This is a genomic window from Stenotrophomonas sp. SY1 (assembly GCF_021202945.1).
Classification (GTDB): Bacteria; Pseudomonadota; Gammaproteobacteria; order Xanthomonadales; family Xanthomonadaceae; genus Stenotrophomonas.
In genome coordinates, this window is the sequence record NZ_JAJOYR010000001.1 from 438,972 (window position 1) to 452,441 (window position 13,470).

Sequence of the window (13,470 nt, forward strand, 5' to 3'; positions counted from 1 at the left end):
TCAAGGTGGGATTGCCGAGCCAGGCAAGCCCTCTCACGCTACTTCTCTTACCTTCGCCAGCTCCGCCGCATTTCTCAACGCCTGCAGAAACCTGGCCAGTGGCGCGCTCTGCGGTTCGCCATCGCGCGTGTAAACCATCACTGGCCGTTGCCAGGCGAACCCCGGTGCATCCAGCTTTACCCACTGCCCGGCCAACAACTCCGCCTGCGCCAGGCGGCTCGGCAGCAGGGTGAGATAACCGCCGTCGCGGATCATCGCGCGCATGAATTCCGGTGATCCGCTTTCCATCGTGTTGAGTGGTGGCTCCAATCTGGCTTCGTGGAAGCGTTGACGAAATGCGCCTTCCACCGCGCCCAGGCGGCGACCGAATATCCATGCCTGCTCCAGCAGCTGCGCGGCGTTGATATCGCGTTGCCGGGCGAGCGGATGACGCACGCTGGCCAGCACCCGGTACTCGTCATGCATCAGCACTTCGCTGCGGATGCGCGGGTCGGGGTCGCCGTCACCGAAGGTGTGCAGGGTGACCACGGCATCCAGTTCGCGCGCGAGCAGGTTGGGTAGCAGCTCGGGCAGGATGCCACCACTGACGTGGATGCCGATCTTCGGCCAGTGCCGGCGCAGCGCCAGAACTGCCGGGGCGACCAGCGAGCCGGCAGTGCTGGGGCCGGTGCCGATGCGGACCTGGCCTTCGGCGCCAGTCTGCAGCTCCTGCAGGCGGTCCTCGAAACGGCGTACGGCGTCGTGGGCGGGCTGGGCGTGCTCCATCAGCAGCCGGCCGACGTCGGTCAGCCGCGCCTCGCGGCTGCCGCGCTCGAACAGGCGTGCACCGAGCTGCTGCTCCAGCGCCTGGATGCCCTTGCTCAGGGCCTGCTGGGTGCGGCCGGTGGCGGCAGCGGCGCGGGTGAAGCTGCCGTGCTCGACCACGGACAGGAAGTAGCGGAGCTGGCGGAGGTCCATGGGTGTCCATCAATACAACCAATGGTTGTGGATCGTACGCGAATTGGTTGGCGGTCAGCGGGGCGGGCCGCTGATAGTCGGGGGATCGCAACTCCCGGAGGGGAACCATGGCCAGCCTCAACGCCGTCAAACAGTGGGACCAGCAGTACGACCTCGTCATCGCCGGCTTTGGCCTGGCATCGATGTGCACCGCCATCGAGGCGCATGACTTGGACCCGAATCTGTCCATCCTTATCCTGGAAAAGGCCAACGAGGCCGAGACCGGCGGCAACAGCCGGGTTGCCGGTCAGTCGCTGCTCATCACCAAGAACGCCAAGGTGCTGGCCGAGTACCAGCGCAAGATGAGCGAGGCCAACCCGATCCCGGAAGACATGCTGGTGCCGTGGTCCGAGGCCATGGAAGCGCTGGAGCCGTGGATCCAGGAGCGCGCGGCGCAGGCCGGTGCGCAGTTCATCCACGGCACCGGCTTCTCCGAGCGCGATGCGGTGCTGGAGTTTCCGGAGTTCGGCGCGCGCGAGGCCGTGCATTGCACCGCCACCATCCTGCCGATCCCGTCGGGCGTGTATCTGGCATTCCGCGAGAACATCCGCCTGCGCCCGCGCATCCAGATTGCGTTTGAATCGCCGATCAAGGACCTGGTGCAGGACCCGGACACGCTGGAAGTGTTCGGCGTGATTGCCGAGCAGAACGGCCAGCGCATCGCCATCCGTGCCAACAAGGGGGTGGTGATGGCCACCGGTGGCTTTGAAGCCAACCTGGACATGCAGCGCAATTATTTCGGGCTGGCCAACCCGGCGCCGTTGGGCACGCCGCACAACACCGGCGACGGCATCAAGATCCTGCAGAAGGCCGGTGCCGACCTGTGGCATATGCGCAACCAGGGCCAGTCCGGTGGCATCTGGCCGGGCTTCAAGCCGGAAGGCTTCGTCAACGGCTTCCTGCGCAACTTCTTCTGGCAGAGCTTCAGCTGGATTGAAGTGGACGCCAACACCGAGCGTTTCTACAACGAAACCGCCGAACTGCAGCTCACCCACTACAAAGAAAAGAAGCACGGCCACTGGGTGGACACGCCGCACTATCGCGCGCAGCCGGTGCACATGATCTTTGACGCCATCACCTGCCAGTACAACAAGCTGGTGGTGGAAGTGATGAGCTGGAATCCGGTGGTGCGTGGCTACAAGTGGTCCGACGACAACGCGGTGGAAATCGAGAAGGGCTGGATCCAGAAGGCCGATACGCTTGAAGAATTGGCAGTGAAGATCAACCGTGACCCGGCCAAACTGCGCGCAGCGGTGGACCGCTACAACGCGGCCTGCACTGCCAAACAGGATGCCGATTTCGGCCGCAACCCGGACACGCTGTTCCCGATCGCACAGGGCCCGTTCTACGGCGTGCGCGTGGACCCGGTGATCGTCTGCACCGGCGGTGGTGCGCGCCGCAACATCAAGTCCGAAGTGCTGGACCACGAAGGCCAACCGATCCCGCGCCTGTACGAAGCCGGCGAGATGGGTTCGATGTTCTCGGACCTGTACCAGAACGGCTCGTATCTGACCGAAGCGATGATCTCCGGCCGCGCGGCGGGCCGTGAAATCGTCGGACTGAAGCACTGGGAGGGCGGCGCATGAAGGTTGCGACCCCGGCGATGAAGCTCGACGTGCGCATCAATGACGTCAAGGCTGAGGATGGTTTGCTGGTGATGGACGGTGTCGCCGGCATGCTGCCGTGCAAGACCAGCCTGACGCCTGCGGAGTTCCGGCAGATGATGAAGCTGGCATTGCGGCCGAGCGTGTTGGCGTTGTTGTTCAGGAGGTGAAGCTCGAAGCCTGGGGCTTGGGGTCTTCGCCCTTCTGGGACTGATGTTGAGGGTGGGGTAAAGCCGGAGCCGGAGCCAGAGCCAGAGCCAGAGCTACCCCTCCCCAGCCCTCCCCTTGGCTACGCCAAAGGGAGGGGGCAGTCCTGGAGCCCCTCCTCAATGCACTTCGCGCTTATGCAAATGGAGACGGGGCAGCTTTCAAGCCCCTCCTCAACGCTCTTCGTGGCTATGCCAAAGGCGGCGGGACAGTCTTCGAGCCTTTCCTCATGGCACTTTGTGGTCATGCCAGAAGAGCCGGGGCAGCTTTAATGCCCCTCTCCCGTGTACGGGAGAGGGGTTGGGGTGAGGGGGCGCTCTACCCTCAGCGATGATTGCGCGAGAGCACCATCGAGTACGCGAAGCGGCCCGGCGGGTGCAGGCTGATCGCCACCAGCAGCAGGCGGCCGTTGGCATCGCGGTACCGGCGTTGCACGCGCATGGCCGGTTCGCTCTTCTTGATGTCCAGCAGCTTGGCGTCGCTGGCCTCGAATGAGGCCGCGTCGAACACCTGCTCCACGCGCGAGAGCCGGGAAGGATCAAGGAACTTGGCCACCGCCCGCGCCGCACCGGCCACGTCCAGCAGCTTGTCGGTGGGCACACCGTTGCGTACCGGCACCAGCATCTCGGTTACCGCGATCGGTTCGCGGGTCTGCTCTTCCAGGCGCAGGCAGTGCAGGCGCAGGTATTCCTTGCCTTCGGCGATATCCAGCCGCTGCGCGATCGTCGCGTCGGCGACCAGGCGCTCGGCCTCGAGCACCTTCAGGCGGGTGCTGTTGCCGTACTGCATCAGCAGGTCGACCGTGTCGATCTCGTGTTCGTAGCGCATGGCTGCGCTCTGTGCGATCACCCGCGTGCCGGCGCCGGGCCTGCGCTGCACCAGGCCGGCGCTGATCAGCTGCGCCAGCGCCGCGCGTGCGGTGTGGCGGCTGACGGTGAAGCGCTCGCACAGTTCCAGTTCGGTGGGCAGCAGGGTACCGACCGCGTATTCGCCTTTCTCGATTGCCGTCTGCAACAGATCGCCAAGCTCGGCGTAGCGGGGCTTGCTGCGTCGCGTACCGGTCATATGTACAAGTCCTTGTTCAAAGTCTGAGCGAAAGTTCCTGCCAGCTGGTTTCCAGTGCGTGCCTGTGTTCGGGAGCGGCAATGGCGATCAGGGCGCGGGCGCGTGCGTGGACATCCAGGTAACGCAGGTCAGCGACACCATGTTCGCTGACGATGCAGTCGGCATCCACGCGCGCCAGGCTCACTGGCCCCGCGGGAAGCACCGGTACGATCCTGCTCTCACCCTTGGGAGTGCTGGCAGGGAGTGCAATGATGCCGCGACCACCGGGCGATTGGCGAGCGCCTTGCAGGAAATCGGGCAGCCCGCCGACACCACTGAGTTGGCGTCCAGACAGGAATTCGCCGTTCACTTGTCCCAACAGATCGATGGATAACGCGCTGTTGATGGCGGTCAGGCGGGGGATTGCACCAAGGATGGAATGATCGTGTGTGTGGCCCACTTCGCGGAACGAAATGTTGCGCTGCGCGACGTCATAAAGCGCTTGCGTGCCCAGCGCGACGCCTGCCACCACCGCATCGGGCGCGGCTGACAGGGCGCCGGATTCAAGCAGGCCGAGCAGGCCGTCGGAGACCATGCCGCTGTGGATGCGCAGGTTGCGGCGGTCACGCACCGCGCGCAGCACCGCCGATTGCAGCCGGCCAAGGCCCAGTTGCAGGGTGGCGCCATCGTCCACCAATGTGGCCACCTGCGCGGCGACCGCATCCATGGCCGGATCGGCCGGGGGATCGGGGATTTCCAGCAGCGGCATGTCCTGCTCGATGGCAGCGGTGATCCGTGCCAGCGGAATCGACGGCCCCCGCGTGCGCGGCATGCGCGGGTTGATGTGCGCCAGCACGCGGGTCGCGCGCGGCCACGCCGCCGGGGTGAAGTCGCAGGCCAGGCCCAGTGAGCAGTTGCCGTCGTCATCCGGCGGCGCCACCTGCACCAGCACCGTGTCGAAGCTGACCACTTCGCGCAGCCAGCGCCAGGTGGCGGTATAGGTCAGCGGCAGGTAATCGACGCGGCCGTCCAGCCACGAGGCACGCAGGTCGCCGCTCAGGAAGATCGTGCGTTGCCGCGTCTGCGGGTGCAGGCCGGCGAAGTCGAACGTGTTGACCGTGGGGATGTGCACGCCGGTGAAGCGCAGTCCGGCGCAGCGCTCGGGGCTGGCACGCAACCATGTTTCAAACAGCAGCGAATGGCCGGCGCAGCCCGGCGCGAAGATCTCGCAGCCCTGGCCCAGCAGGTCGAAGAAGGTGTCAGCATCCAGCGGTCTTGGCATGTGGGTGATTGCAGGTTCCGGAAAGCGGATCATATGATATGTCCGGACAAAGTCGGTTATGCTCCTTTCACGGCATTGCCTCTGATTCCGGTTCCCTTCCACCTGCCATGACATCACGCCACGCGATGACTCCAGCCGCTGCCAGCCTCACCGAACAGCTCGCCCAGCGCCTGCAACGGCCGGTGGATGACGCGGCCCGCCAACGCGCCGCGCTGTTGCTGGTGGATTGGCTGGGCTGCGCGCTGGCGGCATTGCGCTACCCGCTGGCGCGGCAGCTGCGCGGCATCGTGCAGGCACAGCCGGCGGGGGCCGTGGTTGCGCTGGGGACGGGCCGGCGCAGCGTCGCTGATGCGTTGCTGCTCAATGGCGCGCTGGGCAACGTGCTGGAAATGGACGACGTGCACCGCGGCGCCATCCTGCATCCGGGCCCGGTGGTGATTCCGGTGGCGCTGGCGGTGGCGCAGGTCGAAGGCGCCGATGCACATGCACTGCTGGATGCGGTGGTGCGTGGTTACGAAGCCACCATTCGTGTCGGACGTGCGCTGGGGAGAGGGCACTACCGATACTGGCATCCCACGTCCACCGCCGGCGCGTTCGGCGCGGCGGCAGCGGCGGCCTCGGTGCTGCGCTTGCCGGCCGACGCGGTGGCCGACGCGCTGGGCAATGCCGGCAGCCGCACCGGTGGCCTGTGGCAGATGCGCCACGAACCGGTGCCGACCAAGTCGCTGCACAACGCCGAAGCCGCACGCAGTGGCTGGCTGGCGGCGCAATTGGCGCTGGCGGGCGTGCGTGGGCCGCGCAGGATACTGGAAGGCGAGCAGGGTTTGTTTGCCGCTACCGCGCTGGATGCCATGCCGGACAAGGTGGTTGCCGAGGAAGCGGACTGGTTGATCCACAGCACCAGCCTCAAGCCGTGGCCGGCCTGCCGCCACGCGCACCCGGCCATCGACGCAATGCTGGACGCGCTTGAAGGCCTTGCGTTGGCAGATATCGCCCAGATCCAGCACGTCCAGGTGCGCACCTACGCCGAAGCCCTGCGCTTCTGTGACCGCGCGCAGCCACAGACCGAACTGGACGCCAAGTTCAGCCTGCAACACGCGCTCGCTTCGATCCTCGCCTACGGCCGGCCGCAGTTGGCGCATTACACCGACGAGAGTTGCAGCGACGAAGACGTGGCGCATTGGCGCGAACGCGTGCACCTGGCCGAAGACACGGCATGCAGCGAACGCTTCCCGGCGCATTACGGCGCCACGGTGGTCCTGCACCTGGCCGATGGCCGGCAGCTGGAAGCAGCACGCACCGACGCCTGTGGCGACCCGGAATGCCCGATGTCGGCCGACGAGGTGATCGCCAAGGCGCTGGCGCTGGCGCAGTGGGGTGGTGTATCGGCCGGGCTGGCGCAACCCCTCTTTGGGCAGGTGCGGGCGCTGTCCGATGGCGGCAGTCTGGACGCCCTGAACACGATCTTGGCGCGGGTGTCCTGATGCGATTGACCGAAGCCCTGTTGCAGCATGCCAGCACGCTGCGCTTTGAGGATCTTTCACCCGAAGCGGTCGCGGCCACGCGCGTGTTCGTGATGGATTCCACGGCGGTAGGCCTTTCCGGCTCCGGCCCGCAGGTGCCTTTGACCCAGGTGGTGCGCCGCAGTGCGGCCGGTTTTGGCACCGGCAGCGGCGCGCGGGTGTGGGTGACCGGTGAAGCCTTGCCTGCCGCCAGCGCGGCAATGGTCAACGGCTACCAGATCCACAGCCAGGAATTTGATTGCGTGCACATGCCGGCGGTGGTCCATCCGCTGGCGGTGATCCAGTCGGCGCTGTTCGCCGCGGCCGAGCAGCGCGCCAACGTTGACGGCGTTCCGGTCGATGGCAAGGCGCTGATCACCGCGCTCAATGTCGCGGTCGATGTGGCCACGCTGATCGGCATCAGCGGCCGTGCACCGATGCGTTTCTTCCGCCCGTCGATGTGCGGTGCGTTGGGTGCAACGGCCGGCATCGCGCATCTGTACGGCGCCGACGAAGCACTGCTGCGGCGCGCGCTGGGCCTGATCTACAGCCACCTGTCCGGCACCATGCAGGCGCATGTCGAAGGTTCGCCGACGCTGGCCTTGCAGGTTGCGTTGAATTCGCGTGCCGCCCTGAGCTGCTGGGACCTTGCCCGCAATGGCTTTCCGGCGCCGCGCGACATGCTCGAAGGCCCGTTCGGCTATCTGCCGCTGATCGAAGGCGAGTTCGATACCGGGCCGTCGTTGCAGAAGCTGGCCACGCGCCAGGCGCAGATCCTCGCCGTCAGCCACAAGGTGTTTCCGACCGGCGGCGCCGCGCATGCCGCGCAGGACATGCTGATGGAACTGCGCCAGCAGCACGGGCTGACCCTGGCAGATGTCGCATCGATCCAATTGCAGGCGCCGCCGCTGGTACGGCGCCTGGTGGGGCGCACCTACCGCAGCGGCATGGAAACCAGCTACGCGCGGCTGTGCCTGCCGTTTCTGCTGGGCACCGTGCTGCTCGACGGCAAGGTCGGCCTGTCGGCCTATGCGCCGGAGAAACTGGCCGACCCGTACCTGGCCGCGTTCGCAGCCAACGTCACGCTGGTGCCCAACGCGTGCGAGGACCCCAACGCGCTGGTGCCGCAGTCCATCAGCGTCACCCTGCGCGACGGTCGCGTGCTGCACAGCCACCGCGATGCCGCCATCGGCTCACCGCAACGGCCGCTGTCACGTGCGCAGCAGCTTGAGAAGTTCCACCACTGCCTTGACCACGCCGCGCGTCCGTTCGACGCCGGCCGCCGCGATGCCCTGATATCCCACTTCGACCATCTGCAGGACATCGACGATGTCCGCCGGCTGGTCGACCTGCTGATTGTCGAGACCCCATGACCTACGCCACCTATTTCGAGTCGTTCGATGTCAAGGAGCTGCTCAGGCAGTTCCCGCTGGACCAGGCCTTCACCGACAAGTTCAAGAACATCAGCCGCGAGCAGCTGCGTGCCGAGCAGAATGCGATGTTCCTGCGCTGCGTGGCACGCGCCTGGCAGATTCCGTTCTACCAGCGGCTGTGGGGCAATGCCGGGATCAAGCCGGAAGACATCCAGAGCCTTGACGACATCACCAGGCTGCCGGTGTTCGGCAAGCACGAGATCATGGCATCGGTGGAAGCCAACCCGCCGCTCGGCGATTTCCACGGCTGGCAGGACGGCACCGAAGCCGGCAACAAGCCGCTGGTGTTCCACACCACCTCCGGCACCACCGGCCGCCCGCAACCGCTGGTGTTCTCGCCGCATTCGCGCGAAGTGCAGAGCCTGCTGCTGGCCCGCCTGTACCGCTGGCAGGGCATGCAGCCTGGCGACGTGGTCCATTCGGTGTACGGCCACGGCATGATCAACGGTGGCCACTACGTGCGCGAAGCGGTAACGCATTACACCCAGGCGCTGTTCTGTTCGGCCGGCACCGGCATCGAGATGCGCTCGGCGCAGCAGGTGCAGCTGATGAAGAACATGGGCGCCACCGTCATCGTGGGTTTTGCCGACTACATCAAGAAGCTGGCCGACGTGGCCCGCGAAAACGGCCTGGTGCCGGGCAAGGACATCCCGGTGCGGATGATCTGCGGCCACCTCGGCCGCGAGTCGCGCGAGTCGCTGTCGGCGGCCTGGGGCGGCGTGGAGCTGTACGACTGGTACGGCGTGGGCGACACCGGTGCGATCGCTGGCCAGGGCCCGGACCAGGACGGCCTGTACCTGATGGAAGACGCCCAGTACGTCGAGATCCTCGACGTGGACAGCGGCGCCCCGGTGGCCGACGGCGGTACCGGCGACATGGTGGTCACCTGCCTGTACAAGGACGACATCTACCCGATCATCCGCTTCAACACCCACGACGTGACCCGCGTGCTGACCACGCCTTCGACGCTGGGCATGAACCTGCGTCGCATCGAAGGCTTCCTGGGCCGCAGCGACAACATGGTCAAGATCCGCGGCATCAACGTGTTCCCGCAGGCGATGGCACCGGTGCTGGAAGAACATGCCTCCTTTGCCGGTGAGTTCATCTGCGTGGCCAGCCGTGACGAAGGCGGTCGCGACGACCTGGCCGTGCACGTGGAAACCCGTGGCGCATTGGATGATGCGCAGCTGGCCGCCGAGTTCAGTGCATTGCTCCGGCAGCGTCTGGGTGTTGAGATGAGCATCGTGCTGGCCGCACCGGGTGCGCTGGCACCCCTGACCGGCATCGAAGTACGACAGAAGCCGGTGCGCCTGATCGACAAACGTTTCGCCTGAGGAAAGCCCCGTGAGCAAGGCCGATGCGCAACTGCTGAGCCAGGACCTGACCGCGCAGGTGGTGCTGCTTGCCTCCGCCGAGTTGAGCTGCGTGGAGCTGATGCAGCAGCAGCTGGCGGCCATCACGGCCAGCCAGCGGCTGATCAACAGCTACATCCACGTCGATGCCGAAGGTGCGTTGGCGGCCGCGGCCGAGTCGGACGCACGTCGTCGCAACGGCCACGCACGGCCGCTGGAAGGGCTGCCGGTGGCGATCAAGGACAACATCGACGTGGCCGGCATGGTCACCACCGCCGGCATGGAAACGCGCCGGCATGATGCGCCGGCCACCCACGACAACCCGGCCGTTGCCGCGCTGCGCCGCGCCGGCGCGGTGGTCGTGGGCAAGCTCAACATGCACGAAGCGGCGATGGGCGCCGACAACGACAACCCGTTCTACGGCGCCTGCCACAACCCGCATCGGCCCGGCCATACGCCGGGCGGTTCCAGCGGCGGCAGCGGCGCAGCGGTGGCCGCTGCCTTGTGTTCGGCCGCACTGGGCACCGACACGATGGGCTCGGTGCGCATCCCCGCCAGTTACTGCGGCGTGGTCGGGCTGAAACCGAGCTGGGGCGCGATCAGTACGCGCGGCACGGTGGCGCTGTGCCGCCGGCTCGATCACATCGGGCCGTTGACCCGCTCGGCGCGCGACCTGCGTCTGTTCACGCGCCTGATGATCGGCTTCGACCCCGATTGTGCGCAGTCGCGTGCGATCCATTTCCTGCCGGTCTACGAAGGCCCGTTGCGCATTGGCGTGGTGGACTTCGGTGACGCGGCAGACATCGCGCCGGATGTGCAGGCCGCCTTCGAGCAGGGCCTGCATGTGTTGCGCGGTCTTGGCCACACGCTGCATGCACTGCCGCCGCCCGCCTTTGCATCCGGGCGCGCGCGCCGCGCCGGCCTGCTGATGAGCGAAGCCGAACTGCTGGTCGAACATGCCGATGCCTGGGCTGGCGACCGCAGCAGGTTCTCACCGCTGCTGGCCAAGCTGATGTCCTGGGCCGAAGGCCGCAGCGCCGCCGAACTGGCGGCGGCTTCGCAACTGGCTGACCGCGCGCAGGTGCAGTTGCAGCAGTGGCTGGCGCACTGCGATGTGCTGGTGATGCCGACCGCCCCGCAACGGGCGTTCGCTTTCGGCACGCCGGCACCGGCCAGCCAGGCCGACCTGACCGCCTACGCCAACATGGCCGGAAACCCGGCCTTGTCGGTGCCGTTGCCGGTGGCTGCCGGTGAGTTGCCGGTGGGCATGCAGCTGGTTGGCGAGATCGGTGATGAGATGACCCTGATCACCCTGGCCGAGGCGTTCCAGCAGGCCATTGCCTGGCAGCCGTCGCTACCGCAAGCCTGCGCCGCATGGTGGCCGCAATGAAGTTGCTTGAAGGCGTGCGCGTGCTGGACCTGTCGCGCATCCTCGCCGGCCCGTGGGCCACGCAGGTGCTGGCCGATTTCGGCGCTGACGTGATCAAGGTCGAACGTCCCGGCGTGGGCGACGACACGCGCACCTGGGGCCCGCCGTACCTGAAGGACGGGCAGGGCAGGGACAGCAGCGAGTCGGCGTATTACCTGTGCGCCAATCGCGGCAAGCGCTCGGTCGCCATCGATTTCACCCAGCCCGAAGGGCAGGCACTGATCCGCGAGCTGGTCAGCCGCTGCGACGTGCTGGTGGAGAACTACAAAGTCGGCAGCCTGAAGAAGTACGGGCTGGATTTCTCCAGCCTGCACGCGATCAATCCGAGGCTGGTGTACTGCTCGATCACCGGCTACGGCCAGGACGGCCCCTATGCGCAGCGCGCCGGTTACGACGCCGCCATCCAGGCCATCGGCGGGCTGATGAGCGTCACCGGCGAGCCGGACGGTTCGCCCGGTGCAGGCCCGCAGAAAGTGGGCGTGGCGGCCACCGATCTGATGACCGGCATGTACGCGGCCACGGCGATTCTCGCGGCACTTCGTCATGCCGAGCGCACCGGCGCAGGCCAGCAGATCGACCTGGCCCTGCTGGACACGCAGGTGGCCTGGCTGGCCAACCAGGCCTCGAACTATCTGGTTGGCGGCGTGGTGCCGACCCGCCAGGGCACCGCGCATCCGAACATCGTGCCGTACCAGGTGATGCCGGCGGCCGACGGCTATTTCATGTTGGCGGTCGGCAACGACGGGCAGTTCGCGCGTTTCTGCGAGGTGATCGGCGAGCCGCAGCTGGCCGTCGACCTGCGTTACGCGACCAACAACGCGCGCGTGGCCCATCGTGCCGAGCTGGTGCCGTACCTGCAGCAGCGGCTGCGCACGCGCCTGGCCAGCGAATGGTTGGCCGCGCTGGAAAAGGCAGTGGTGCCGGCCAACCCGGTCAACCGCATCGACCAGGTCTTCGACGACCCGCAGGTGCTGGCGCGCGGACTGCGCATCACCTTGCCGCATGCCGGTGGTGGGGAAGTGGCGATGGTGCGCAATCCGCTGAAGTTCTCGGCCACACCATTGCACTACACGCAGGCTGCCCCGGTACTGGGCCAGCACACCGTGCAGGTGCTGGACGAAGTGCTGGCGGTGAATGCGGCACGGCTGCAGGAATTGCAGGCCTTGGGTGTGATTGGCGGGTAGCGGAAAGCGGAAAGCGGAAAGCGGAAAGCGGAAAGCGGAAAGCGGAAAGCTACCCCTCCCCAGCCCTCCCCTTGCCTGCGGCAAAGGGAGGGGGTGAATCACGTGGACGAACAGATTGCAGCGGACTGCTTTTGCTCCCTCCCTTTGCCGCAGGCAAGGGGAGGGCTGGGGAGGGGTAACGCTTTTCAGCGATCAGCACCCGCAAAGCCCCAAACTCACGGCCACCATGCCCCCTGCCTTGCGCCGAAGGCCGAGCGGAGAGCTGAACGGGTAACGCTCTTCAGCGGATAGACGCAGCAAGCTTCGCGACGTGAACCGCTCCTGCGGAACCCATCACGCCCCGCCCACAAACCCGTGCTGCCGCCACGCTTCGAACACCACCACGGCGACCGAGTTGGACAGGTTCAGGCTGCGGTTGTTGGGCTGCATCGGCAGGCGCAGGCGCCGGCCGTCGGGCAAGGCGTCCAGCAGGTCCTGCGGTAGGCCACGGGTTTCCGGGCCGAACAGGAATGCGTCGCCATCGGCGAAAGGCACGCTGTCGTAGCGCACGCTGCCGCGGGTGCTCATTGCGAACAGGCGTTTCGGAGCGATGCGCGCCAATGCGGTTTCCAGGTCGGGGTGGACCTGCACCTTGGCGTACTCGTGGTAATCCAGGCCGGCGCGCTTGAGCTGCTTGTCACTGAGGTCAAAGCCCAGGGGCTCGATCAGGTGCAGCCGCGCGCCGGTGTTGGCGCATAGCCGGATCACGTTGCCGGTGTTCGGCGGGATCTCGGGCTGGTACAGCAGGACATCGAAAACGGGTGCGGAAGTCATCGGCGAAGTTTACGCCGGGTGGCTTGCCGCAGGGCCTGGATCAGTTCTTGACCAGGCCCTTGGCGACCACGTTGCCGATGGCATCGGCGGCCAGTTCGGCAGCCAGTGCCTGCACCTGCTGCACGTCCGGGCGGACGGTGACGGCGGGCAGCGACACAACCCAGTTGGCAACGCTGGCGACCGGCGTGGCCGAGGCCAGGCGGGTGGCGGCTTGTTCGGCCATCAGCTCGACGATCTGGCCGACGGTCGGGCGGACCTGCACCGCTGCCAGGGTCGGGATGGTGCTGGTGGCTTCGTGTTCGGCCTGGGCCAGCTGTTCGACCGACGGGCGGACCTGCACGGTTTCCAGGGTGACGATGTCTGCGGCCTGCACGGAAGAAGCAAACCCGGAGCCGGCAACGATGGCGATGGCGAGAGCGAGGGACTTGGCGTTCATGGCGGGACCTGTCTGGTGTGTGTGAACAGCGGTGTGGTAGTAAGGTAGTACACCAAATCTCGGGAGGCAAGAACTATTTGAAATTCCCGGCATTTGTTCAGCTGGTAGTCATGTTGATTTCGACTGTTCCTGCTGCATCCAGGTATACGCAGAACGCGTGCCAACTTTATCTATTTGAAATAAAAGGA

12 protein-coding genes are annotated in these 13,470 nt (G+C 66.4%); 7 read left to right on the forward strand and 5 right to left on the reverse strand.

Features of this window, described 5'->3' with window-relative positions; all coding sequences use genetic code 11:
- Positions 1–33 precede the first annotated feature (33 nt).
- Positions 34–957 carry a LysR family transcriptional regulator gene (locus LR961_RS01720; RefSeq protein ID WP_232146703.1) on the reverse strand — a complete coding sequence of 308 codons (924 nt, stop codon included), beginning with the start codon at positions 955–957 and terminating at the stop codon, positions 34–36.
- A gap of 107 nt (positions 958–1,064) precedes the next feature.
- On the opposite strand from LR961_RS01720, the gene LR961_RS01725 reads away from it, so the two are divergent.
- The gene (locus LR961_RS01725; protein ID WP_232146704.1) at positions 1,065–2,582 is read left to right on the forward strand and encodes an FAD-binding protein; all 1,518 of its coding nucleotides are present in this window, start codon (positions 1,065–1,067) and stop codon (positions 2,580–2,582) included.
- Complete coding sequence (locus LR961_RS01730; RefSeq protein WP_232146705.1) at positions 2,579–2,770, forward strand: hypothetical protein; 192 nt, start codon at positions 2,579–2,581, stop codon at positions 2,768–2,770. Before LR961_RS01725 ends, LR961_RS01730 begins: the two co-directional genes overlap by 4 nt.
- Before the next feature lie 361 nt (positions 2,771–3,131).
- Here LR961_RS01730 and LR961_RS01735 read toward each other — a convergent pair whose 3' ends face one another.
- A complete protein-coding gene (locus LR961_RS01735; protein ID WP_232146706.1) occupies positions 3,132–3,872 on the reverse strand; it encodes a GntR family transcriptional regulator in 741 nt (246 codons plus the stop codon).
- A 16-nt stretch (positions 3,873–3,888) separates the two neighbouring features.
- Complete coding sequence (locus LR961_RS01740; RefSeq protein ID WP_232146707.1) at positions 3,889–5,133, reverse strand: acetyl-CoA hydrolase/transferase C-terminal domain-containing protein; 1,245 nt, start codon at positions 5,131–5,133, stop codon at positions 3,889–3,891.
- A 107-nt stretch (positions 5,134–5,240) separates the two neighbouring features.
- On the opposite strand from LR961_RS01740, the gene LR961_RS01745 reads away from it, so the two are divergent.
- Genes LR961_RS01745 through LR961_RS01765 form a run of 5 tightly spaced genes read left to right on the forward strand, consistent with a single transcriptional unit; the run spans position 5,241 to position 12,033 of the window.
- Positions 5,241–6,617, forward strand: a complete 1,377-nt coding sequence (locus LR961_RS01745; protein WP_232146708.1) for an MmgE/PrpD family protein — start codon at positions 5,241–5,243, stop codon at positions 6,615–6,617.
- Positions 6,617–8,008 (forward strand): MmgE/PrpD family protein, encoded by a 1,392-nt coding sequence (locus tag LR961_RS01750; RefSeq protein ID WP_232146709.1) that lies wholly within the window; start codon positions 6,617–6,619, stop codon positions 8,006–8,008. The genes LR961_RS01745 and LR961_RS01750 overlap by 1 nt, the downstream gene beginning before the upstream one ends.
- On the forward strand, positions 8,005–9,402 hold the full coding sequence (locus LR961_RS01755; protein WP_232146710.1) for an AMP-binding protein: 1,398 nt from the start codon (positions 8,005–8,007) through the stop codon (positions 9,400–9,402). Before LR961_RS01750 ends, LR961_RS01755 begins: the two co-directional genes overlap by 4 nt.
- 10 nt (positions 9,403–9,412) lie before the next feature.
- Positions 9,413–10,810, forward strand: a complete 1,398-nt coding sequence (locus LR961_RS01760) for an amidase (RefSeq protein ID WP_232146711.1) — start codon at positions 9,413–9,415, stop codon at positions 10,808–10,810.
- Positions 10,807–12,033 carry a CaiB/BaiF CoA-transferase family protein gene (locus tag LR961_RS01765; protein WP_232146712.1) on the forward strand — a complete coding sequence of 409 codons (1,227 nt, stop codon included), beginning with the start codon at positions 10,807–10,809 and terminating at the stop codon, positions 12,031–12,033. The genes LR961_RS01760 and LR961_RS01765 overlap by 4 nt, the downstream gene beginning before the upstream one ends.
- Positions 12,034–12,366: 333 nt before the next feature.
- Here LR961_RS01765 and trmL read toward each other — a convergent pair whose 3' ends face one another.
- Both trmL and LR961_RS01775 read right to left on the reverse strand, forming a co-directional pair.
- Positions 12,367–12,846 carry a tRNA (uridine(34)/cytosine(34)/5-carboxymethylaminomethyluridine(34)-2'-O)-methyltransferase TrmL gene (gene trmL, locus LR961_RS01770; RefSeq protein ID WP_232146713.1) on the reverse strand — a complete coding sequence of 160 codons (480 nt, stop codon included), beginning with the start codon at positions 12,844–12,846 and terminating at the stop codon, positions 12,367–12,369.
- Positions 12,847–12,886: 40 nt separating this feature from the next.
- Positions 12,887–13,282 carry a hypothetical protein gene (locus LR961_RS01775; RefSeq protein WP_232146714.1) on the reverse strand — a complete coding sequence of 132 codons (396 nt, stop codon included), beginning with the start codon at positions 13,280–13,282 and terminating at the stop codon, positions 12,887–12,889.
- Positions 13,283–13,470: the final 188 nt, after the last annotated feature.

Coding starts and splice junctions, on each gene's coding strand:
- LR961_RS01720 (WP_232146703.1), bottom strand. CDS start 957: ATGGACCTCCGCCAGCTCCGCTACTTCCTGTCCGTGGTCGAGCACGGC.
- LR961_RS01725 (WP_232146704.1), top strand. CDS start 1,065: ATGGCCAGCCTCAACGCCGTCAAACAGTGGGACCAGCAGTACGACCTC.
- LR961_RS01730 (WP_232146705.1), top strand. CDS start 2,579: ATGAAGGTTGCGACCCCGGCGATGAAGCTCGACGTGCGCATCAATGAC.
- LR961_RS01735 (WP_232146706.1), bottom strand. CDS start 3,872: ATGACCGGTACGCGACGCAGCAAGCCCCGCTACGCCGAGCTTGGCGAT.
- LR961_RS01740 (WP_232146707.1), bottom strand. CDS start 5,133: ATGCCAAGACCGCTGGATGCTGACACCTTCTTCGACCTGCTGGGCCAG.
- LR961_RS01745 (WP_232146708.1), top strand. CDS start 5,241: ATGACATCACGCCACGCGATGACTCCAGCCGCTGCCAGCCTCACCGAA.
- LR961_RS01750 (WP_232146709.1), top strand. CDS start 6,617: ATGCGATTGACCGAAGCCCTGTTGCAGCATGCCAGCACGCTGCGCTTT.
- LR961_RS01755 (WP_232146710.1), top strand. CDS start 8,005: ATGACCTACGCCACCTATTTCGAGTCGTTCGATGTCAAGGAGCTGCTC.
- LR961_RS01765 (WP_232146712.1), top strand. CDS start 10,807: ATGAAGTTGCTTGAAGGCGTGCGCGTGCTGGACCTGTCGCGCATCCTC.
- trmL (WP_232146713.1), bottom strand. CDS start 12,846: ATGACTTCCGCACCCGTTTTCGATGTCCTGCTGTACCAGCCCGAGATC.
- LR961_RS01775 (WP_232146714.1), bottom strand. CDS start 13,282: ATGAACGCCAAGTCCCTCGCTCTCGCCATCGCCATCGTTGCCGGCTCC.